Origin of the sequence: Streptomyces sp. NPDC059740 (genome assembly GCF_042733155.1) — a bacterium.
In the GTDB taxonomy this organism is placed as follows: domain Bacteria; phylum Actinomycetota; class Actinomycetes; order Streptomycetales; family Streptomycetaceae; genus Streptomyces.
This window is the reverse complement of record NZ_JBHWGP010000005.1, coordinates 167,150-187,895: the sequence shown is the minus strand read 5'-3', so window position 1 is coordinate 187,895 and position 20,746 is coordinate 167,150. Positions and strand designations below refer to the sequence as shown.

Annotated in this window: 18 protein-coding genes; 9 read left to right on the top strand and 9 right to left on the bottom strand. The window is 73.9% G+C overall.

Annotated features, from left to right (window positions below; all coding sequences use genetic code 11):
- Positions 1 to 96: 96 nt before the first annotated feature.
- A complete protein-coding gene (locus tag ACFV3R_RS09160; RefSeq protein ID WP_385578005.1) occupies positions 97 to 1,569 on the bottom strand; it encodes an aldehyde dehydrogenase family protein in 1,473 nt (490 codons plus the stop codon).
- A 261-nt stretch (positions 1,570 to 1,830) separates the two neighbouring features.
- Here ACFV3R_RS09160 and ACFV3R_RS09155 point away from each other — a divergent pair, with 261 nt between their 5' ends.
- Positions 1,831 to 2,829, top strand: coding sequence for a zinc-binding dehydrogenase (locus ACFV3R_RS09155; RefSeq protein WP_385578003.1), 999 nt, complete (start codon positions 1,831 to 1,833; stop codon positions 2,827 to 2,829).
- Positions 2,830 to 3,188: 359 nt separating this feature from the next.
- Complete coding sequence (locus ACFV3R_RS09150) at positions 3,189 to 4,118, top strand: LysR family transcriptional regulator (protein WP_385578000.1); 930 nt, start codon at positions 3,189 to 3,191, stop codon at positions 4,116 to 4,118.
- A gap of 72 nt (positions 4,119 to 4,190) precedes the next feature.
- On the opposite strand, the gene ACFV3R_RS09145 is transcribed toward ACFV3R_RS09150, so the two are convergent.
- The gene (locus ACFV3R_RS09145) at positions 4,191 to 4,595 is read right to left on the bottom strand and encodes a DUF5997 family protein (protein ID WP_385577997.1); all 405 of its coding nucleotides are present in this window, start codon (positions 4,593 to 4,595) and stop codon (positions 4,191 to 4,193) included.
- Positions 4,596 to 4,653: 58 nt separating this feature from the next.
- On the opposite strand from ACFV3R_RS09145, the gene ACFV3R_RS09140 reads away from it, so the two are divergent.
- Positions 4,654 to 5,418 carry a LysR family transcriptional regulator substrate-binding protein gene (locus ACFV3R_RS09140; RefSeq protein ID WP_385577994.1) on the top strand — a complete coding sequence of 255 codons (765 nt, stop codon included), beginning with the start codon at positions 4,654 to 4,656 and terminating at the stop codon, positions 5,416 to 5,418.
- Positions 5,419 to 5,587: 169 nt separating this feature from the next.
- On the opposite strand, the gene ACFV3R_RS09135 is transcribed toward ACFV3R_RS09140, so the two are convergent.
- Positions 5,588 to 6,541, bottom strand: a complete 954-nt coding sequence (locus ACFV3R_RS09135; protein WP_385577991.1) for a helix-turn-helix transcriptional regulator — start codon at positions 6,539 to 6,541, stop codon at positions 5,588 to 5,590.
- 96 nt (positions 6,542 to 6,637) lie between these two features.
- On the opposite strand from ACFV3R_RS09135, the gene ACFV3R_RS09130 reads away from it, so the two are divergent.
- Complete coding sequence (locus tag ACFV3R_RS09130) at positions 6,638 to 7,195, top strand: DinB family protein (RefSeq protein WP_385577988.1); 558 nt, start codon at positions 6,638 to 6,640, stop codon at positions 7,193 to 7,195.
- Positions 7,196 to 7,288: 93 nt separating this feature from the next.
- Here ACFV3R_RS09130 and ACFV3R_RS09125 read toward each other — a convergent pair whose 3' ends face one another.
- Entirely contained in the window at positions 7,289 to 8,932 is a 1,644-nt protein-coding gene (locus ACFV3R_RS09125; protein ID WP_385577985.1) for an ATP-binding cassette domain-containing protein, read from the bottom strand.
- 817 nt (positions 8,933 to 9,749) lie between these two features.
- Between ACFV3R_RS09125 and ACFV3R_RS09120 the strand changes: the two genes are divergently transcribed.
- Complete coding sequence (locus ACFV3R_RS09120; protein WP_385577982.1) at positions 9,750 to 10,625, top strand: SGNH/GDSL hydrolase family protein; 876 nt, start codon at positions 9,750 to 9,752, stop codon at positions 10,623 to 10,625.
- Between the two features lie 125 nt (positions 10,626 to 10,750).
- Here ACFV3R_RS09120 and ACFV3R_RS09115 read toward each other — a convergent pair whose 3' ends face one another.
- The 4 genes from ACFV3R_RS09115 to ACFV3R_RS09100 form a co-directional block, all read right to left on the bottom strand.
- Positions 10,751 to 11,443, bottom strand: coding sequence for an HAD family hydrolase (locus ACFV3R_RS09115; RefSeq protein ID WP_385577978.1), 693 nt, complete (start codon positions 11,441 to 11,443; stop codon positions 10,751 to 10,753).
- Positions 11,444 to 11,570: 127 nt separating this feature from the next.
- Positions 11,571 to 12,485, bottom strand: a complete 915-nt coding sequence (locus ACFV3R_RS09110; RefSeq protein WP_385577975.1) for a sirohydrochlorin chelatase — start codon at positions 12,483 to 12,485, stop codon at positions 11,571 to 11,573.
- A gap of 133 nt (positions 12,486 to 12,618) precedes the next feature.
- On the bottom strand, positions 12,619 to 13,611 hold the full coding sequence (locus ACFV3R_RS09105; RefSeq protein ID WP_385577972.1) for an N-acetylglucosamine kinase: 993 nt from the start codon (positions 13,609 to 13,611) through the stop codon (positions 12,619 to 12,621).
- The gene (locus ACFV3R_RS09100; protein ID WP_385577969.1) at positions 13,608 to 14,747 is read right to left on the bottom strand and encodes a phospholipid scramblase-related protein; all 1,140 of its coding nucleotides are present in this window, start codon (positions 14,745 to 14,747) and stop codon (positions 13,608 to 13,610) included. Before ACFV3R_RS09100 ends, ACFV3R_RS09105 begins: the two co-directional genes overlap by 4 nt.
- Before the next feature lie 170 nt (positions 14,748 to 14,917).
- Here ACFV3R_RS09100 and ACFV3R_RS09095 point away from each other — a divergent pair, with 170 nt between their 5' ends.
- From ACFV3R_RS09095 to ACFV3R_RS09085, 3 genes are all read left to right on the top strand, one after another.
- Positions 14,918 to 15,595, top strand: coding sequence for a uracil-DNA glycosylase (locus ACFV3R_RS09095; RefSeq protein WP_385577966.1), 678 nt, complete (start codon positions 14,918 to 14,920; stop codon positions 15,593 to 15,595).
- A 324-nt stretch (positions 15,596 to 15,919) separates the two neighbouring features.
- Positions 15,920 to 16,591 (top strand): TetR/AcrR family transcriptional regulator, encoded by a 672-nt coding sequence (locus ACFV3R_RS09090; protein WP_385577963.1) that lies wholly within the window; start codon positions 15,920 to 15,922, stop codon positions 16,589 to 16,591.
- Between the two features lie 157 nt (positions 16,592 to 16,748).
- On the top strand, positions 16,749 to 17,699 hold the full coding sequence (locus ACFV3R_RS09085; RefSeq protein ID WP_385577960.1) for a hypothetical protein: 951 nt from the start codon (positions 16,749 to 16,751) through the stop codon (positions 17,697 to 17,699).
- A gap of 96 nt (positions 17,700 to 17,795) precedes the next feature.
- Here ACFV3R_RS09085 and ACFV3R_RS09080 read toward each other — a convergent pair whose 3' ends face one another.
- Positions 17,796 to 19,073, bottom strand: a complete 1,278-nt coding sequence (locus tag ACFV3R_RS09080; protein WP_385577957.1) for a glycoside hydrolase family 18 protein — start codon at positions 19,071 to 19,073, stop codon at positions 17,796 to 17,798.
- Positions 19,074 to 19,430: 357 nt separating this feature from the next.
- On the opposite strand from ACFV3R_RS09080, the gene ACFV3R_RS09075 reads away from it, so the two are divergent.
- Complete coding sequence (locus tag ACFV3R_RS09075) at positions 19,431 to 20,603, top strand: acyl-CoA dehydrogenase family protein (protein ID WP_385577954.1); 1,173 nt, start codon at positions 19,431 to 19,433, stop codon at positions 20,601 to 20,603.
- Positions 20,604 to 20,746: the final 143 nt, after the last annotated feature.

Genomic DNA, 20,746 nt, shown 5'->3' with positions numbered 1-20,746 from the left:
GGCCGCTGCTCCGGCGGGGCGCCCGCCACGACCGACCGCCCGGCGCGAGGGCTGTGCCCGTGGCCCGGGCGCGACGGTGTGCTGACCGGGGCCGGTTCAGAAGGGGTAGCGTGCGATGGCCGACTGAGCAGTGACCCACTGCACCTCGGAGAAGGTGTCGAGCCCCGCCCTGCCGCCGAACCGGCCGCCCACCCCGGACGCCTTGCTGCCGCCGAAGGGCGCCACCGCTTCGTCGTCCACCGTCTGGTCGTTGATGTGCACGGCGCCCGAGTCGATACGGTCGGCCAGCTCCCAGGCGGCGAACGCGTCGGCGGTCAGGATCGACACCGACAGCCCGTACTCACAGGCGTTGACCAGGTCGATCGCCTCGTCGAGGGTGTCGTAGGCCACCACCGGGGCGACCGGTCCGAAGACCTCCTCGGCGAAGGCGGGCGCGTCCAGGGGCACATCGGTCAGCACCGTCGGCCGGTAGAAGAGGCCCTGGTAGGTGCCGCCGGCGGCCAGGGTCGCGCCCTGCTCGAGGGAGCGGGTGACGAGCGAGTGGACCCTGTCCCGCTGCCGTTCGTCGATGAGCGGACCGAGCTGGTGGGACGGGTCGGTGGGGTCGCCCACCGCGATGGCGTCGGCCTTCTCCGCCAGCAGGGCCGCGTACCGGGCGGCCTGCGAGCGGTGGACCAGGTGCCGGCCGGTGGTCATGCAGATCTGCCCCTGGTGCAGGAAGGAACCCCAGGCACCGGCCGAGGCCGCGGCCTCCAGGTCCGCGTCGGGCAGGACCAGCAGGGCGTTGTTGCCGCCGAGTTCCAGGTGCACCTTCTTCAGCAGTGGAGCGGCGGCCGCCGCGATGGCCCGGCCGGCCGGCGTGGAGCCGGTGAAGGAGAGGCAGGGCACCTGCGGGTGGGCGACCAGGGCCTCACCCACCTCAGCACCCCCGGGCAGGACGTGCAGCAGACCGGCGGGCAGCCCCGCCTCGGCCAGCAACTCGGCCAGTACCAGGCCACCCGATATCGAGGTGCGCGGGTCGGGCTTGAGCACCACGGCGTTACCGGCGGCCAGGGCCGGGGCGAGAGAGCGCAACGCCAGGATGGCGGGAAAGTTGAACGGGCTGATCACGCCCACGACGCCCAGCGGCACACGGCGGGAGACCGAGAGGCGCTGTTTGGTGCTGCGCAGCAGCTCACCCCAGGGCTGCGAGGTGAGAGCCGCCGCCTCACGCAACTCCGAGATGAGCAGGCCGACTTCGAACCGCGCCTTGCCCTGGCCCGAGCCCGACTCGGGCACCAGCCACCGTACGACGCGGTCCGGGTCGGCGGCCAGCAGCTCGGCGGCGCGGGTCAGGACACCGGCCCGCCCCTCGTAGGTCAGGCGCGCCCAGTCGCGCTGCGCGCCGACCGCCGTGGCGACGCAGTCGGCCACGTCCTGCGCGCCGGCGACACCCACGGTGGCCAGTACCTCGCCGGTCGCGGGGGCGGTGACGTCGAGCACGCCCCCGCGGCCGGCGCGCCAGGAACCGTCGAACACCTTGCCTTCCCAGGCGGGCGAGGGCTGCGTGGCGGTGTGCTGTGTGTGCATGCGGGTTCCTCGGGGGGTGCGGTCTCGGTCCCTGCCCACTATGCCTGCGGCCGACCCGGGCACGGGACCGGGCCCGACGGGCGCGGGCCGGCGACGCAGTGGCGGACCGGGCTGACGGGGGGCGTTCCTGGTGGTGGGACCGGAGCCGGGGGGCGGGGAGCCCCGGCCACCGGCAGCAACCCTCAGGGCCCCGGCCCGCACCGGTGGTTCCCCGGATACCCTTTCGCTGTCCCGTGCGCCAGGGAACAGGGGGAGAGGCCGGTGGGGGAGACGATGCGAGCCGTGGTGGTGCGGCGGCCCGGCGGGCCGGAGGTCCTGGAACCGGTCGAACTGCCCAGGCCCCGCGCCCGGGAGGGCTGGACGCTCGTGCAGGTGCGCGCGTTCGGGTTGAACCGTTCCGAGCTGTTCACCCGCCGCGGCCAGTCGCCGAACGTCGCCTTCCCGCGAGTGCTGGGCATCGAGTGCGTAGGGGTGGTCGCCGAGTCCCACGACCCGGGCCTGCCGGCGGGCACGACCGTCGCAGCGGCCATGGGCGGCATGGGCCGGGACTTCGACGGCGGCTACGCCGAGTACGCCCTCCTGCCCACCTCCCAGCTCATGCCGCTGACCACCACCCTTCCCTGGACCACACTTGCCGCCGTACCCGAAACCTGCCTGACCGCGCACGGCTCGCTGGAGGCCCTGTCGCTCGCACCGGGAAACCGTCTGCTGATCCGGGCGGCGACCTCCTCCGTCGGCATGGGCGCCCTGGCCCTCGCTGCCGGATACGGGGTGGAGGTGGCCTGTACGACCCGTGACCCGGGCAAGGCGGAGGTCCTGCGCCGCCACGGCGCCGACCACGTGGTGCACGACGCGGGTGACGGTGTCGCCGAGGCGGTCCGGGAGGTCTGGCCCGACGGTGCGGACCGCGTCCTCGACCTCGTCGGCGGTGTCGCCGTTCTCGACTCGCTCCGGGCCCTCGCACCGCGCGGCAGGGTGTGCAACACCGGCATCCTCTCCGACAGCTGGGTCATCCCGGCCTTCGAGCCCCTGGAGGACATCCCGTCGGGGGCGACGCTGACCACGTTCTCCAGCAGCGCGATCAACACCGGCGACTGGGCCCGGCAGGCCCTCACCGACATCGTGCGGCGGATCGAGACGGGAGGAGTCCGTCCGGTCGTGGACCGCGTCTTCCCGTTGGAGGAGCTCGCCGCCGCCCACCGCCACATGGAGGCCAACCGCGCCGTCGGGAAGGTGGTGGGCGTGGTCCCGCAGCCCTGACGGGCCGCCCCGCCGCAGCCGGCGTCCACGACCAACCGCGCCGTCACGGTCACCGGCGGAGGCGGCGGACCGGCCTGACGCCCTCGGGAGGGCCGGTCCGCCGCCTTCATGAGAGCGCGATGAACTTCGGCTTCCGGATCTTGTCGCCGCCGGCTGCCCGGGTTAGTTTCCCGGTACGAGCGGTGGGGGCACCGGCCGGGTGCGGGGGCCGGCCGGTGGGCGCGGGAGCCGCAACGGCAAGGACGTGACCGGCAGCCGCCCGGGCGCCGCCTCGGCGAGGCCCTGTGGCCCCGCCCCGTCCCGGATCCATCCGCCGCGCTCCGGCCACGCCCCGGGGCCCGGCCGGCCGAAGGAAGACCATGGACCGCCTGCTCCTCATGCGCAGTCTCGTCACCGTCGCCGGAACCGGCAGTTTCAGCGGTGCGGCCAAGGTGCTCAACTCCTCGGGGTCACTGGTCTCCCGGCACGTCGCCGAACTCGAACGACAGCTGGGCGTCCGGCTGGTCAACCGCACCGCCCGCTCCGTCAGCCTCACCGGACCGGGGCAGCGCTACGCCGAGTTCGCCGCACGCATCCTCGAGGAGATCCAGGCCGAGGAGTCGAGCATCGCCGGACTGCACGACCGGCCGGAGGGCGCCCTCAACATCCTGTGCCCGAGGTGGATAGGCAGCCTGGACCTGGGGGACGCCATATCCGCCTTCTCGGTGGCGCATCCGAAGATCGTCGTCCGCTTCGAGCTCGACGGTATGTCCGAGCGCACCTACGACTTCCTCGACAGCGGTTTCGACATCGCCTTCCACACGCGTGACCTGCGGGACTCCAGCATGCGGCTGAAGAAGATCGCCTCGCTGCCCTTCGTCCTGTGCGCCTCGCGCGCCTACCTGGCGCGGCGCGGACCGCTCACGCACCCCAACGACCTGGCCCGGCACGACTGCCTGCTCCACGTCAACGACCCGGTCTGGCGGCTCGGACACGGGCATTCCGCCACCCTGCACAAGGTCCGCAACGTGGCCTTCTCCTCCAACTCCTACCTGGCCCTGCAGAAGGCCGCCGTGCACGGCCGCGGCATCGCGCTGCTGCCGCAGCGTCCCGTCTACGAGGACCTGACGGCCGGGACGCTGCAGGTGCTGCTCCCCGAGCTGGGGGTGCCGGACCGCCCGCTGTACGCGCTCCACGGGCCGGGCCGGGAGACGCCCCGCCGGATCACCGTGCTCCTCACCTTTCTGACCAGGTGGTTCTCGGAGAACCCGATCCCCACGCTGGCGCGAGGCGGCCCAGACACCGAGTGAGGAGCCGGACCGCGGGGCGCTCTCCGGCGAGGCGGAGGCCGGGACGGGCCGCCGCCAGGCCGCGGGCCGGCCTCAGTGCCGGGCGTCCCCGGGCCGCGCCTCCCGCTCGGCCTGCTTCTCCCGGATACGGACCGCCTCCCTGCGGACCTCGGCCTGGGTGGCACGCTCCTGGCGGAGCCACTCGGGGAGGTCCTCCTTCAGCGCGTCGATCTCCTGGGTGGTCAGCGCCTCGGTGATCCCGCCGCGGGCGAGACCGGAGATGGAGACGCCCAGCTTCGCCGCGACCACCGGCCTGGGGTGCGGACCGTTGCGACGCAGTTCGCGGAGCCACTCGGGCGGATCGGCCTGCAGGGCGTTCAGCTCGTCCCGCGAGACCACGCCCTCCTGGAACTCGGCGGGGGTGGCCTGGAGGTACACACCCAGCTTCTTCGCCGCGGTGGCGGGTTTCATGGTCTGGGTGCTGCGGTGCGAGGTCATGGTGTCCAGGGTATCGAGCGTGCGCGGCGCCCGTGACCACGGCCGATACCCTTGCGCAATGACCGACTCGGATGCCTCTGCCACCTTTCGCCTCGCCTACGTACCGGGCGTGACTCCCGGAAAGTGGGTGCGGACCTGGAACGAGCGGTACCCCGAGGTGCCCCTGGAGCTCGTGGCGGTCTCCCCGGCGGAGGCCGAGGAGGTGCTCAGGCGTGGTGACGCGGACGCGGGCCTGGTCAGGCTGCCGGTGGACCGTGACGTCTTCAGCGCCATCCCCCTCTACACCGAGACGACGGTGGTGGTGGTCCCCAAGGACCACCTGGTGGCTGCGGCCGAGGAGGTGTGTGGCGAGGATCTCTCCGAGGACCTCGCGCTGCACCCCCTGGACGACGTGCTGGACTGGGAGCGCCCGCCGGGGCGGCCCGCGCTGGAGCGCCCCGCCACGACCGCCGACGCGATCGAACTGGTGGCGGCCGGGGTGGGGCTGCTCGCCGTGCCGCAGTCCCTCGCGCGCCTGCACCACCGCAGGGACCTGACCTACCGGCCGCTGACCGACGCCCCGCAGTCCGGCGTCGCTCTGGCCTGGCCGCAGGACCGCACCACCGACCACGTCGACGACTTCGTCGGCGTCGTCCGCGGCCGGACGGTCAACAGCACCCGGGGCCGCCGCAAGTCCGCCGCCGAGGCCGAGACGAAGCCGGCCCGCCCCCGCACCGAGAACCCGCAGCGGGGCAGGGCCGCGGGCGGGCCGCGCCGAGCCGGACGGAAGGCGGCCGGCGGCAGCCGCGGCGGCGGACGGGGCAAGCCGCGCCGCCGGTCCTGAAGCACCGCCCGAGAACCGGGCACCTCGCACGCTCGGCAGCCGCCACCGGCCGGCGGGCAACGACACGGACCGGCTCCCCGCGCGGGGGCGGACGGTCCGGCACCCTCGGCAGGGAGCCGCGTCACCGCCTGCGGTGACGTACCGGCCACGCTCCGGGCCGCCCGACCGGTCAGACGCGCCCGAACCGAACCCCCCACTGGCGCACCCGCTCCAGCAGCTCGGGTGGGTGGAGCACGTGGAATTCGGCGTCGACCACGCCCAGCGCCAGGGTGGGCCAGTCCAGCGAGTCCGCCGTCATGCGCATCCGGCAGTGGTCGGCGTCGACCTCCTCGACCGTGGCCCACCGCCCGATGCGCGCGCGGACGACCTCGGCCGGGGCGTCCACCAGTACCTCCACCCGGTAGGGCCGCGGCAGTTCGACCAGGCCCCGGCGGACGAAGGTGGCGGCGTCGGCCGCCGGAAGCTCCCGTGGCGCGAACCGGCCACCCGCTCCTCGCGGAGCGGTGAGCCGGTCGACCCGGAAGCTGCGCCAGTCGTGCCGCCCGAGGTCGTAGGCGACCAGGTACCAGCGGCGGCTGAGCCGGACCAGCCGGTGCGGCTCGACGTGGCGCTCGGTGTGCCTGCCGTCTGCGGCCGTGTACGAGAAGCGGAGCTGCTCGCTGTCCCGGCAGGTCAGCGCCACCGTGGTGAGCACGCCGGGGTCGACCTCGGCCGGGGCCGGGGCGTCCCAGTCGGCGCGCACGGTCACCGCCCGCAGCGCCTCTACCCGGCGCCGCAGCCGGGTGGGCATGACCTGCACCACCTTGGCCAGTACCCGCACCGAGGACTCGGCCATGCCCTCCACGGCACCCTGCGCCGCGGCCTGCAGGCCCAGGGCCAGCGCCACCGCCTCGTCGTCGTCGATCACCAGCGGCGGCAGCGCCGCGCCCGCGGCGAGCTGGTACCCGCCGTCCACCCCGCGACGCGCCTGCACCGGGTAGCCCAGCTCCCGCAGCCGCTCGACGTCCCGGCGCAGCGTGCGGGCCGAGACGCCCAGCCGCTCCGCGAGTTCGCCGCCCGACCAGTGCCGGTGGCTCTGGAGCAGGGACAGCAGCCGCAGGGTCCGGGTGCTGGTGTTCGCCATGCCGTGCTTCCTTCGCCATTGAGGACGGGAACTGACCGCTGTGCTGCTTAGCGTGGACCACAGCACAGGGAACAGGAACCCCGGAAGGTGAACCCCATGAGCGACAGCCAGACGACCCCGAAGAAGGCCCCCGAGGCACCGGCCGCCACCGGTGAACGCGCCGACCTGCTGGAGATGCTGGGCAGGGCGCGCCACTTCCTGCGCTTCACCACACGCGACCTCACCGACGAACAGGTGGGGCGGCGCACCACCGCCAGCGAGCTGTGCCTGGGCGGCCTGGTCAAGCACACCGCCTCGGTCGAGCGGAACTGGGCGGCCTTCATCGTGGAAGGGCCGTCGGCGATGGGGGACTTCGCGGACATGACCAAGGAGGACCTGGCGCGACGGAACGACGAGTTCCGGATGCTGCCCGGCGACACACTGGACGGAATCCTGGCGGACTACGCCCGCGTGGCGGCCCGGACCGACGAACTGGTCACCACCCTGCCCGACCTGGACGCCTCCCATCCGCTGCCGAAGGCCCCCTGGTTCCAGCCCGACACGCGGTGGTCGGCCCGGCGGGTGCTGCTGCACGTCATCGCCGAGACCGCGCAGCACGCGGGCCACGCCGACATCATCCGCGAGGCCCTGGACGGCGCCAAGACCATGGGGTGAGCCGGGGCGGGCGGTGCGGGCCCGCCACCGGCCCGGGATGCGGCAGCCCGCGGACCGGCGGGCGCGCCCCACGCCTGCCGGTCCGGGCCCGTCTCAGTGCTCCGTCTCCGCCAGCAGGTCGGTGACCTCCTCGGCCGTGGTCTCCCGCAACTCGTCGGTGAGCAGCAGCCACCGGGTGACACCGATCGACGCGAGGAACGTCAGGTCGTGGCTGGCGACCAGGAGCGCGCCCCGGTAGGACTCCAGTGCGCTGGTGAGCTGCCGGACGCTGGCGAGGTCGAGGCTGTTGGTCGGCTCGTCCAGCATCAGCAACTGCGGTGCCGGTGTGGCGAGCATCGTGGCCGCCAGGGCGGCCCGGAACCGTTCGCCGCCCGACAGGCTGCCGGCAGGCTGCTCGGCACGCGCTCCCTTGAAGAGGAAACGCGCCAGCTGGGAGCGGACGGTGTTGTCCGTGGCGCCGGGAGCCGCCCGGGAGACGTTGGCTGCCACGCTCAGCTCGTCGTCGAGCACGTCCAGACGCTGCGGCAGGAACCGGACCGGGACGTGGACCTGTGCCGTCCCGGCCAGCGGGGGGAGTTCACCGGTGAGGGTGCGCAGCACGCTCGTCTTGCCGGCGCCGTTCCGTCCGACCAGGGCGATCCGCTCCGGGCCGTGCACCCGCAGCGTCCCCTCCCGCAGCCTGCCGTAGGCGGGACGCAGCCCGTCCAGGCTCAGGACGGTGCGGCCGGCGGGGACCGCGGTGTGGGGGAGGTCCACCCGGATCTCGGCGTCCGCGCGGACCGCCTCGGCGGCTTCCTCCCGCCGCTCCCGGGCATCGCTCAGCCGCTCCTCGTGGAGGCCGCGCAGCCGACCCGCCGACTCCTGCGCCGACCGCTTGCGCGCGCCGGCGACGATGCGCGGGGCGCGGCGTTCGACGTCCATCTTCCTGCTGTTGCGCTGCCGCCGGGCGATCTTGATCTGGGCCTCCTCCAGTTCCCGCTGCTGCCGGCGCACATCCGCCTCGGCAGACCGCAGCATGCGCCCGGCCGCCTCCTGCTGCACGGCCAACGCCTCCTGGTAGGCGGACCAGCCGCCGCCGTACCAGGTCACCGCGGCCGCCCGGAGCTCGGCGATCCGGTCCACCCGCTCCAGCAGCTCGACATCGTGGCTGACCACGATGAGCGAACCCGAACGCCAGGACTCGACGGCCTCGTACAGCCGCCGGCGCGCGAACAGGTCCAGGTTGTTGGTCGGTTCGTCCAGCAGGAGGACGTCGGGGCGTTCCAGCAGCAGCGCGGCCAGGTGCAGCAGCACGGTCTCGCCGCCGGACATCTGCCCGACGGTGCGGTCCAGTTCGAGACCGCCCAGCCCCAGGGAGCCGAGGGTCGCCAGGGCGCGTTCCTCGACGTCCCAGTCGTCACCGATGGTCTCGAAACGGGCCTCGGACACGTCGCCTGCCTCCACCGCACGCAGCGCCGCGCGGCGCTCGGCGATGCCCAGGGCCTGGTCGACGCGGAGGGAGGTGTCCAGTGTGAGGTCCTGCGGCAGGTAGGCGAGGCCGCCGTGGACGGTGACCGAGCCGCCCGAGGGACGCAGGCGGCCGGCGAGAAGCCGCAACAGGGTCGACTTCCCGGTGCCGTTGGCGCCCACCAGGCCGGTCTTGCCGCGGGGGAAGACCACCGAGAGGTCGTCCAGTACGGGGGTGCCGTCGGGCCACTGGAAGGAGAGGGAGGAGCAGGTGACCGAGGTGCCGGTCATGGGGGAATCGTGCATGGCGTACTCGCAGTCGTCAGCGCAGGGACACGGGCTTCGTGTGCGAGCACCACGCGGCGGTCGAGCCGGAAGGAGAGGTCCTGGGAGGACGGAGGACGGCTCGTGCACCGAGGTCGCATCCACGCAGGTCACGGGCGGCAGGAAAGCCGACTGCAGCGTGACGTGAGGTACGGCCGGGCCGTACCGCGTGGTGATCGCGGACCTCAGATGCGCAACGTCCACCTCTATCGGAGACAACAGGACCCGACCAGGTTACCCCACCTCGACCGCCACCCGCCGGGATTTTCTCCGCCGGGCCCGGCGGCCGGTGGGCCGCAGGGAACCGCGCGGCCGGGCTCATCACGGCGGTGACCTGGGGGAACGCTCTCCGCGGGTGCGCACGGTCCAGAGGGCACGTGATCCCTGCGACAGCCTCGGACGCCGGCAGCCACCACCGACCGCGCCGAGGACCCCGGCCCGGTCACCTCCGGACTCCTCGCCACGGTCTCCGACGCCCCCGCTGCCCGTGGCCCACTGCGTCACCCGGGCCGCCCTCGGTGCGGGCCTCGGCGGGCCCCTGCCGTCGCCGGCCGCACCTGACGCCGACCGGCCGTCTCTTGAGGCAGTCCTGTCCGGGACATTGACGCCCCGCCAGGTCCGGACCCATTCTTACGCTTCGGTAGGACCGATCAGTAACCACGTGTGCTCCACGGCACGACACCGTACGGCCAGACCGTCCGGGCCGTGCCGGCGTGCCCGCACGGCGGTCGAGACCCGTCGGGGCGGGGCGCGTCCCCTTCTTCCTCACCGTGGAGGCAGACCCATGTCGTCAGCCAGATCGCCGCGTGTCCGTTCCCTTTTGGCCGCAGCCGCCGTCACCGCATCCCTGGGCGTGGCGGCCGGAGCGGGTGCGGCCCCCGCCTCGGCGCAGAGCGCGGTCGCCCACTACGTCGCCCTCGGGGACTCCTACGCCTCCGGCGCCGGGGTACCCACCCAGGTCGACACCGACTGCACCCGCAGCGACCACAACTACCCCAGTGTGGTCAGCGCCTCGCTCGCCCCCGCCGTACGCACCGACGTCACCTGCGGAGGGGCCGTCACCGACGACATGACCTCCGCGCAGAGCGCCTCCGCGCCACCGCAGTTCGACGCACTGACCTCCGACACCGACCTGGTCACCGTGACCATCGGCGGCAACGACATCGGCTTCGCCGACATCCTCGTGCGGTGCATCAGCCTCGGTGTCCTCTCGCCGGGCGGGTCACCGTGCAAGACGAGTTACACCTGGACCGGCACCGACCAGCTCGCCCGGACCATCAACTCCACCGCACCGAAGATCGCGGCAGTCCTCGACGGCGTCCACCAGCGGGCCCCGCACGCCAAGGTCCTCGTCGTCGGCTACCCGGACATCCTTCCCGACGACGGCTCCAACTGCTCCTCCACCGTGTCGATCGCCAAGGGCGACGCGCCGTGGCTGCGCGACACCGAGAAGCGCCTCAACTCGATGATCGCCGCTCAGGCCGCGTCGCACGGCGCGACGTACGTCGACACCTACCGGCCCTCGGTCGGCCACGACGTCTGCAAGGCCGCCGGGACCCGGTGGGTCGAGCCGCTGCTGACGACCGCTGCCGCACCCTTCCACCCCAACGCCGCGGGTGAACAGTCCATGGGCCAGGCCGCCGTGGCCGCCGCGCGCTGACCTCGGGCGGGTGCCGGGGACGTCCACCGCCCGGCACCCGTGCCAGGCCGCCCCGCCGGCACCGCCCGACCGGCGAGGCCGCCCCGGCCCCCGGCCCAGGCGACCGCGGCCCGGGCGGACCGCCGCTACCCGCCGTGCGCCGACAACCCCTGCACCCAGTCGTAGGCCACCTGGGCGGAGAACTCCGGGTGGCCGCCGCGGAACAACAACCCGGCACGGGCGAACGCCGGGTCCGACACGCTCTCCGGTACCGAGGGCACCACCAGGCAGGCCATCCCGGCCCGGTGGGCGGCCTCGGCGCCGGGCACCGCGTCCTCCAGGACGGCGCACCTCGACGGCTCCACGCCCAGCAGCCGGGCCGCGGCGAGGAAGACGTCCGGCTCCGGCTTGCCGTGCGCGACCTCTTCGGCCGAGACGCGCGTCGGAATGACCTCGTCCAGCCCGGTACCGGCCAGGATGACGTCGATCGCCGCCCGCGAGGAGCCACTGGCCACCGCCATCGGGTGGCCGCCCGCGCGCAGCAGGTCCACGAAGGCGCGCATCTCGGGGAAGACGGTGGTGCCGGCGCGGGCCAGCTCCAGGTACAGGCGGTTCTTCTCGGCCAGCAACTCGTCGACCCCGGGACGCAGCCCGTACTCCTCCCGCAGCGTCGCCAAAGTCTCGCGGGTGCCGATGCCGATGTAGCGCGCGTGGTGTTCCCAGGTGTACTCCACCCCGAAACGGGCCAGCAGCCGGCGACCGGCCTCGAAGTAGTTGGGCTCGCTGTCGACGAGGGTGCCGTCGAGGTCGAAGACGACCGGGGTGGGGGAGGGGCTCATGGGCCCAGCATGCCAACAGGCCCGACGGCCTGCGGCGCCACCTCCCCCGTCGTCGGGCGTGGGGGCGACCGGGCCGGGCGGACCGCTTCGCGGTGGGCCGGGGCGTACCCCGCCCCACCGCACGGGGTCAGCGGACCGGGGTGCCCGGCGCGGACGGCTCCAGCGTGATGCCCAGGGCCGTCGCGTAGTGGGAGAGGGCCAGCTTGCCGACGGCGGTGTAGTCGCCGAGCGGCTCGGCGGCCGCGCAACCGGCCTCGTGGGAGGCGGCCTCCAGCAGCTCTCGCGGCACCTCCGGACCCACCAGGTACGGGGCGAGAGCCAGCTGCGCCGACCCGGAACCGCGGAGCTGCTCGGCGGCGCGGGCCACGGCGCCCTCCTCGTCCAGCGCCGCCGCCAGAACCGGGACGGCCAACCGCGCCGAGAGCAGCATGCCGGTGATGCCCGCCGCCTGCACGGCCTCGTCACCCCCGACGGTGACCAGGATGATGCCGTCGGCGGCCGTCGTGACGGTGAACAGCCGGGCGCGGTCGGCCCGGGCGAGACCGGCCTCGGACAGGCGCACGTGCAGCGCCTCCGCCAGCAGCGGGTGCGGTCCGAGCACGTCGGTCAGCTCGGCGCCCGACCCGCTGTTCAGCACGGCCTGCCGTATCCGCCGCAGCGAGGCGCTGTCGGGCCCCGCCAGCAGCGGGACCACCACCGCCGAGGGGCCCTCCCGGTCGATGTCCTCCCCGAACCGCTCGCGGCGCTCCGCGCCGAGGTGCACCAGTACCGACTCCAGGGCGGGGAACTCGTCCTGGGCGGCGCCCGGGCCGTCCACGAAACCGATCCGGGCGTCCAGGCCGGGCAGCCCGGACCTGGCGATGCTGCACACTTCCTCGGCCAGGGCACGGGAGCCCGCGCCGGGCACCCCCGGGACGGCCAGCACGAGGGACGGCGCACCCTCGGGAGCCGCCGCGGGCTCCGGCCGGCGGTGGCGGCCGGAGGGGCGGGGGCGTGGCATTCGTACGGGCAGGCCAGGTGCGGGCCCTGTGGGGGAACTCATGGCGCCGCATGCTAACGCCTCCGAGGTCACCGGTGCCGAGGCAGGGAGGCCCGGGGTGACCTCCATCCCGATTTGTCCAGCGCGTCCCGCGTGCCGGCTCCCCCGCGCGCGCCCCACCCGGCGTCCGGGCAGGTCAACCCGGTACGTGCAGCAGCCGGCCGTCGACGGGAAGCCGCAGGTTCCCCGCGGCGAGCGCGGCGGCGACGACCAGGGCGCCGTGCAGGGGATCACCCACGGCACCGGTCTCCCGGGCCCGCGGCAGCCGCTTGTCGAGGGCGGCGTGCAAGGGCTCGGTCAGGGGTGCGCCGAGCCGGAGCAGGCCGCCCGTGACGGCGATCCGCGCTCCGGGGACGTCGGGGCAGACGGCCGCCATCGCGTCCGCGATCTCCGCTGCGGCCCGCTCCAGGATGTCCGCGGCCACCGGGTCGCCGGCGGCACACGCCGCCACGTCCGGCGCGAACGAGGCCAGCAGCGCGGGCCGGTCGGTGCGCGGGTAGAGCAGCGCGGGCAGTGCGGCCGGCGCCCCGAACCGTGCCGTGAGCCGTTCCAGCAAGGCGCCGGAACCGCCCTGGCGGCCGTCGTGCTCCCGCAGCGCGGCCTCCAGGCCGGCCCGTCCGATCCAGGCACCGCCGCCGCAGTCGCCGAGCAGGTGCCCCCAGCCGTCCGCCCGCCGCCAGCCGCCCGCGGGGCTCAGGTCCGTCCCCATGGCGATGAGCCCGGTCCCCGCAGCCACCACCGCCCCCGGCTGCTGGCCCAGAGCGCCGGCGTAGGCCGTGACCGCGTCCGCCGCCAGCGCCACCCGCCGGACGCCGAACTCCGCGGCGAGTGCTGACGGCAGCCGCTCCCGCAGCTCCTCACCCAGGGTGGCCATGCCGGCCGCACCCACGCACACCGCCACCGGCCGAAGCGGCTCCGCGAGCCCGGCGGTGAGTTCCCGCACCCCGGCCAGCAGGTGCTCGGCGTCGATGCCGCGGGGACCGGTGGGTACCGGTGTGTGGCGGTGGCGGACCTGTGCCGGGCCCGGGCCTGCCGCGGCCAGCGGGGACACCGCGACCCGCAGCCCGGAGCCGCCGGAGTCGACGGCGAGTACGGTGGCGCCGCCGGGAGAGCCCTCCGGCAGGCTCAACGCTCGTCCTGCTTGAGCGCGGTGTCGATGGTGAGCGCGCTCGCCACCACCAGGCTCAGCAGAGGTTCGGGCAACTGCTGGTGGATCTCCAGGGCGTAGTTGTCCGCCGTGGTGAACAGCGCACTGGCGATGTTCTCCACCAGCTTCGTGACGCGGGCGACCTCCTGCCCGGTGTGGTCGACGATCTGGAACTTCCACTGCCACCAGCTCTCGCCCCTGATGGCGCCGATCTGCTGGTCGCCCACCATCATGGCGAAGTCGATCTTCCCGATGACGTTCTTCTGGACGATCTCGCCCACCATCGAACCGTCGGGCCGCTGCACCAGGACCTTCGACTTGAGGAGCTTGGCCGGCCGGGTCAGCACCAACTGCGGCTGCCCGTAGGCGTCGCGGATCTCCAACTTGTGCGTCATGTACTGGTCGAGCTTGGAGACCACGCGCAGGACCTTCTTGGCCATGTTCTGCCCGACCTCGACCACCGTCCCGATGGCGTTGCCGTTGCGGTCGAAGACGCTGTACTCGTTGGTGACCTCGATGACCTTGGCCTTCTGGTTGACCACCAGCACCGGCTCGGTGAACAGCGCGGGCACCGGCCCCTGCGGCCCGCCCTGCGTCCCCATGGGCGCCATCCCCATGGGCTGCACCCCCATGGGCTGCTGCCCCGGCGCCTGCTGCTGTCCGGGCGGACCTGCGGGGCCCTGACCGTAGGGCTGCCCCGGGGCCTGGTGGTACGGGTCTGCCTGACCGTGGGGCTGCCCGGCGCCCTTCTCCCACTGCGTCCCGCCCTGGGGGCGGCCCCCCTGCGGACCGCCCTGGTGGGGCGCCTGCTGCCCGGGGGCCTGGACGCCTGCGGGCGCACCCTGCTGGGGGGCGAAGTGCTGTTGCGGTACCTGCTGCTGAGGCATCTGGTGCGGTGGCGCCTGCTGAGGTATCGGCGCGGGTTGCTGGACCTGCTGCTGCGGTTGCTGGACCTGCGGCTGCGGGGCCTGCTGCTGGGCGGCCGGGGCGGGGGAGGGCTGCGTCTGCCGGGCCGGATGGGTGTGCTCGGTCCACCGTGCGCCGTCCCACCAACGGAGCAGGTCGGCAGCGCCCTGCGGGTCCGCGTACCAGCCCGCGGGGATGTTCGGTTGGGTCATGGGAGCCAGCCTAGCGACCAGGGCCGACCGGGCCCGGCCCGGTGCGGACCGGCCGGGACCCTGCGGCCCGCGGCGTGAGGAGCCAGGCGCGCAGGCCGCCGGCCGGTTCCGGACCGGCGACGGTGACCGGGCGGCAGAAGCCCGGCCCCGCACCGGTAGATTGGCGGACCATGGCTGCACGACCTCTCCACGACATCGTCGAAGCCGGGTGGGCCAAGGCCCTTGAGCCGGTGGCGGACCGCATCGCCGCCATGGGGGACTTCCTCCGCGCCGAGATAGCGGCAGGCCGCACCTACCTCCCGGCCGGCGCCCACGTCCTGCGCGCCTTCCAGCAGCCGTTCGACGACGTGCGGGTGCTCATCGTGGGCCAGGACCCCTACCCGACGCCGGGGATGGCCATCGGGCACAGCTTCGCCGTGGCGCCGGAGGTGCGCCGCCTGCCCGGCAGCCTGGAGAACATCTTCCGGGAACTCCAGAGCGACCTCGGCATTCCCCGTCCCTCCAACGGCGACCTCACCCCCTGGACCCGCCGGGGCGTCCTCCTGCTCAACAGGGCGCTGACGACCGCCCCCGGCAACCCGGGTGCCCACCGTGACAGGGGCTGGGAGGAGGTCACCGACCAGGCCATGCGCGCACTCGTCCAGCGCGGCTCGCCCATGGTGGCGGTGCTCTGGGGGCGCGACGCCCGCACCCTCCGCCCGCTCCTCGGCGACGTCCCCGCCGTCCAGTCGACGCACCCCTCGCCCAGGTCCGCCGACCGCGGCTTCTTCGGCTCCCGTCCCTTCAGCCGCGTCAACACCCTCCTCGAACGGCAGGGCGCCGCACCGGTGGACTGGCGTCTGCCCTGACCGGGTACGACGGCGTCGGCGGAGCATGCCGGGAGGAGACGGCCCCGGCGGCGGGCGGATCGCGGGTGCCGGCACGGGGGTTGGCGAAGAGCCCGCGGTACCGCGCAGGAGTTTCCCGGAGGGGCAAGCCCGATCAGGGCCGGACGGGCGGGAGTTGGCGCCCGTGCCCGGGACCGCCGCGGCGGGGAGTGACCACTCCTGCTCGGGCGATCCCCCGTTTCGCCCGAGCAGGGCGGCAGCACTGAGCGATGCGCCACGACGGGCCGTCGCTTCAGCAGCCGGCTCCGAGTATATTGGCTAGGAGCCAGTCAACGCAGGAGTAGCATGACGCCGCGCAGTGCATCGGTCAACGAGGAACTGCGAAGGCGCTCCCGGGAGCGCCTGTTGCGTGCCACGGTCGAGTTGGTGGCCGAACGAGGGTACGAGGCCACCACGCTCGCCGACATCGCCGTGCGGGCGGGGGCGGCCCGCGGACTGGTCTCCTACTACTTCAGCGGAAAACGCGAGTTGTTCCAGTGCGCGGTGCACCGGTTGATGCACCGGACGGTCAGCGCGGCGCTCTCCCGGCCCTCGCGGCGTCCGGAGGCGGAGGCGGGGCCCGAAGCGCTGGCCCGCGCGGTCGACGCCATCCTCGGCCTGACGCAGGACCAACCGCTCCTCATGCGGACCCACATGGCGGGTCTGGTCACCGCCGAGGGCTTCATCGAGTGCTCGGAGCAGCAGGAGCTCGCCCGACGTTTGCAGGAGGCGGTGCGGGCCTACGGCTCCCGCTCGGTCGAACGCGACTACCGCCTGCTGCGCGCGGTGCTGATGGGCAGCGTCTACACCCTCCTCCTGCCCGGCGCGCAGCTGCCCCTGGACGCCGTCCGGCGCGAGGTGTTCGACCGGTTCGGCCTGGACTGGGACATGGGAGACCCACCGGACGGTGACGGCCCCGGGACGGATCTGCCCCCGGCGCCCCCCGGCGCGCTCCACCGCTCCCTGCCCCGGGTCTAACGGAGTACCCGAAGTCCGGTAAAACCTGCGGCACGGTGCCTCGCGCCACTGCCGGCCCCGGCAGCGACGAGCCGGCCCCGGGACACGGTCCGCCCGTCGCCGCCCGCGGACCGGCCGATACGATCACCGTGTCCTGCACCGGTCGGGGAGGGGAGCCATGGGTCTTTTCCGTCGCGGCACGCGTCGTGACCCCCCGGACTCGCCCCGCGACCCGGAGTTCGGCTACCTCTCGGTGCGCGAGGCGGGCGTCCTCAGGTCCCAGGTGCGGCAGGCCTTCGCCGAACGGGGCCTGGAGGTGACCGTCTACGCCGGCGTGGTGGTGGACTCCGCCGGACGCCGTTTCGGGCTCGGCAACCTCGCCGCGGTGTGCCACGGGGACCGACGGGGCGAGCGGTCCTGGCCGGCGGTGATCCGGGACCACGTGGGCAAGGTGCTGCGCGCGGTCGACGGTCCGGACCCGATGGCGACGCTCGACGCCGACCAGGTGCGCGCCCGCCTCTACCCGCGGGTGGTCTCCGAGGACACGCTGCCGGCCTCCGGGACCTACCGCTACGGCCACGTGCCCGGGCCCGGCCTGCGGGAGGTACTGGCGCTGGACCTTCCCGAGGCGGTGCAGATGCTCGGCCGCGACACCGTCGAGAAGTTCGGAGACCCGGCGGAACTGCGCATCCGGGCCGTGAACAACCTGCGGTCACTGCCGGTGGAGCGGCACGGGACCGTACGCGCGGGGCGGGGTGCCGGCTTCGACGTGCTGCTCGGGGACAGCTTCTTCACCGCGAGCAGGGTCCTCGTGCTGGACGACGTGGTGGGCCGGGTCACCGGCCGCCGACTGGGGCGGGACGGGGCGCTGGTCGCCCTCCCCTTCCGCCACCAACTGGCCTTCCACGTCATCGACGGTGCCGGCGTGCTGCCCGCGCTCCAGAGCATGGCCCGGTTCGCCGCCTCCGGTCACGAGGACGCGGCGGGCGCGATCAGCCCCAACGTCTTCTGGTGGCGCGAGGGACGGATGACCAGCCTCAGCGAGCCGGACGGGGACGCGCTGCGGGTCGTGGTCGACGGCGAGTTCCAGGAACTGCTGGAGCGCCTGGTGTGGCGCAGGGACTCCTGAGCCCGCGCAGGACCGGCGGGCGGCCCGCCCACCGGCCCTCGGGTCCGTCCGCCGCCGGGCAGCGGACGGACCCGGTCCGCAGCGGGCGGGGGAGGGTCAGCCGATCGCCTTGATCAGCTCTCCGTCGGGGGTGTCGCCGCTGAGTTCCCAGAGGAACGTGCCGCCCAGGCCCTGCTGGTCCTTGAAGGCCTCCTTGCCGGCGATGGTGGCGGGAGTGTCGTAGCTCCACCACTGGTCGCCGCACTTGGCGTAGGCGGTGCCGCCGACCGTCTTGTTCGCCGGGCACTTGGTCTTGAGCACCTTGTAGTCCTCGATGCCCGCCTCGTAGGTGCCCGGTGCGGCACCCGTGGCCGTGCCGCCCGGGGCCTCCTGGGTCACTCCTGACCAGCCGCGGCCGTAGAAGCCGATGCCCAGCAGCAGCTTGGACGCCGGGATGCCCATGCCCTTGAGCTTGGCGATGGTGTCGGTGGTGTCGTACTTCGCGGTGGGGATGCCCTCGTAGGAGGTCAGCGGCGAGTGCGGGGCGGTCGGGCCGGTGGGGTTGAAGGCGCCGAAGTAGTCGTAGGTCATCGGGTTGTACCAGTCCACGTACTGCGCCGCGCCAGCGTAGTCCGCCTTGTCCATCTTCCCACCGTCCGTGGCGTCCGCGGTGATGGCCGCGGTCACCAGGTTCTGCGAACCGAACTTCTCCCGCAGCGCCTTCATGACGTCGCGGAACGCCTCGGGCCCGCTGGTGTCGCAGGTCAGGCCGCAGTCGTTGGGGTACTCCCAGTCGATGTCGATGCCGTCGAACACGTCGGCCCAGCGCGGGTCCTCGACCAGGTCGTAGCAGGACTGCGCGAACGCCGCCGGGTCCTTGGCCGCCTCGGCGAAACCGCCGGACCAGTTCCAGCCGCCGAAGGAGTAGATGATCTTCAGGCCCGGGTGCAGCTTCTTCAGCTCCCGCAACTGGTTGAAGTTGCCGCGCAGCGCTCCGGCGTCCCAGGTGTCCGCGGTGCCGTCGACGCTGTCCGCCGCGGTGTACGCCTGGTCGTAGTCGGCGTAGGAGTCGCCGATCGCGCACTTGCCGCCGGTGACGTTGCCGAAGGCGTAGTTGATGTGGGTGAGCCGGTCCGCCGAGCCGGAGGTCTGGACGTCCTTGACGTGGTAGTCGCGGTCGTAGACGCCCCAGTCGGTGAAGTAGCCGACGACCTTGTCGCCGGCGGCGGTCGAGGGCGTCGCGGCGGCGGGCCGGGTCCCGGCCTCCTTGTGGGACGGCGCCTCGCCGGCTGCGGCGCCGGTGGTGGCGAGCGCCCCCGACAGGGCCAGGGTCGCCGCTACGGTGGTTGCCGCGAGCAACTTGTGGGGGGTGCGCCAGGGTCGGCTTCCAGCCATGGGGGCTCCTCGGTGGGGGGAAGGGGTGGTCCACGGGCTCCGGCCACCCGGCGACCGCCCGGGTTGCGTCAACGGGCGGTGGAGCGCCGGGCGTTCAGCAGAACGTAGAGGACTAGACCACTGTGGTCAATGGTTCGTACCAACACCCGGAGCGGGGCGTTCGCTCCCGGAAGTGCGTGATCACCGGTGACGGGAGGCCTCCGTTCGGGCATACTCCAAGCGCCGCGACAGCAGGTCGTCGCATGCCGAGACCCGGCGGGAGACGATCTGGCGGTATGCACGTCCGCAGGTTGTCCTCTTCCCGCGCCCCGGCTCCACCCCGGCCCGGTCGCGGAACGCACAGGTTGGAGTGTCGCTGTGACCGAGTACCTGCCGCCGGCCGTGGAACGGGAGCTTCCCACCCGGGAGGCCCGTGATCTGCTCGCCCTCGTGAGGGACTTGGCCGCGCGGGAGATCCGCCCCCACGCCGCGGACGAGGAGGAGGCGGGCCGCTTCCCGCGCGAGACCTTCACCCTGCTCTCCTCCTCCGGTCTCCTCTCCCTGCCGTACAGCGAGGAGTTCGGCGGCGGCGGACAGCCCTACGAGGTCTACCTCCAAGTGCTGGAGGAACTCGCCGCCGCCCGCCTCACCGTCGGGCTGGGGGTGAGCGTCCACTCCCTCGCCTGCCACGCCCTGGCCACCTACGGCACCAAGGAGGCCCGCGCCGAGCACCTCCCGGACATGCTGGGCGGCGGCCTGCTCGGCGCCTACTGCCTCTCCGAGCCCGCTGCCGGTTCCGACGCCGCCTCACTGACCACCCGCGCCCGCCGGGACGGGGACGACTGGGTGCTGGACGGCACCAAGGCGTGGATCACCCACGGCGGCATCGCCGACTTCTACACCGTCCTGGCGCGCACCGGCGGCCCGGGCCCCCGCGGCGTGACCGCCTTCCTCGTGCCCGGTGACGCCCCCGGGCTGTCCTCCGCCCGGCCCGAGCGGAAGATGGGCATGAAGGGCTCGGTCACCGCGCAGGTCCACTTCGAGGGGGTGCGGGTCCCCGACGCCCGCCGCATCGGGGACGAGGGCCAGGGGCTCACCGTCGCCCTCGCGGCGCTGGAGGCGGGCCGGCTCGGCATCGCCGCGTGCGCGGTGGGCCTTGCGCAGGCCGCCCTCGACGAGGCGCTGCGCTACACCACCGAGCGGCGGCAGTTCGGCCGGCCGGTCGCCGACTTCCAGGGGCTGCGGTTCCTGATGGCCGACATGGCCACCGGTATTGAGGCCGGCCGGGCCCTCTACCTGGCCGCGGCCCGGCTGCGCGACGCGGGCCGGCCCTACGGGCGGCAGGCGGCCATGGCCAAGCTGTTCTGCACGGACACCGCGATGCGGGTCACCACCGACGCGGTCCAGCTCCTGGGCGGTTACGGCTACACGGCGGACTTCCCCGTGGAACGGCTCATGCGGGAGGCGAAGGTGCTCCAGATCGTGGAGGGCACCAACCAGATCCAGCGCGTGGTGATCGCCCGTCACCTGCTGGGCGCCGAGGAGCGGTAGTGAAGGGGCCACCGCACCGGCGGTGGCCCTGGCGGGCGCGCGGGGGGCCCGGCCGCCCCCGGGCCGGTGGTCAAACAAGGGGGGACCCCCCCGGGGGGCGGGCACCCCCGCCCCCCGCGGGGGGGAAACGGGGGGGGGGCCCG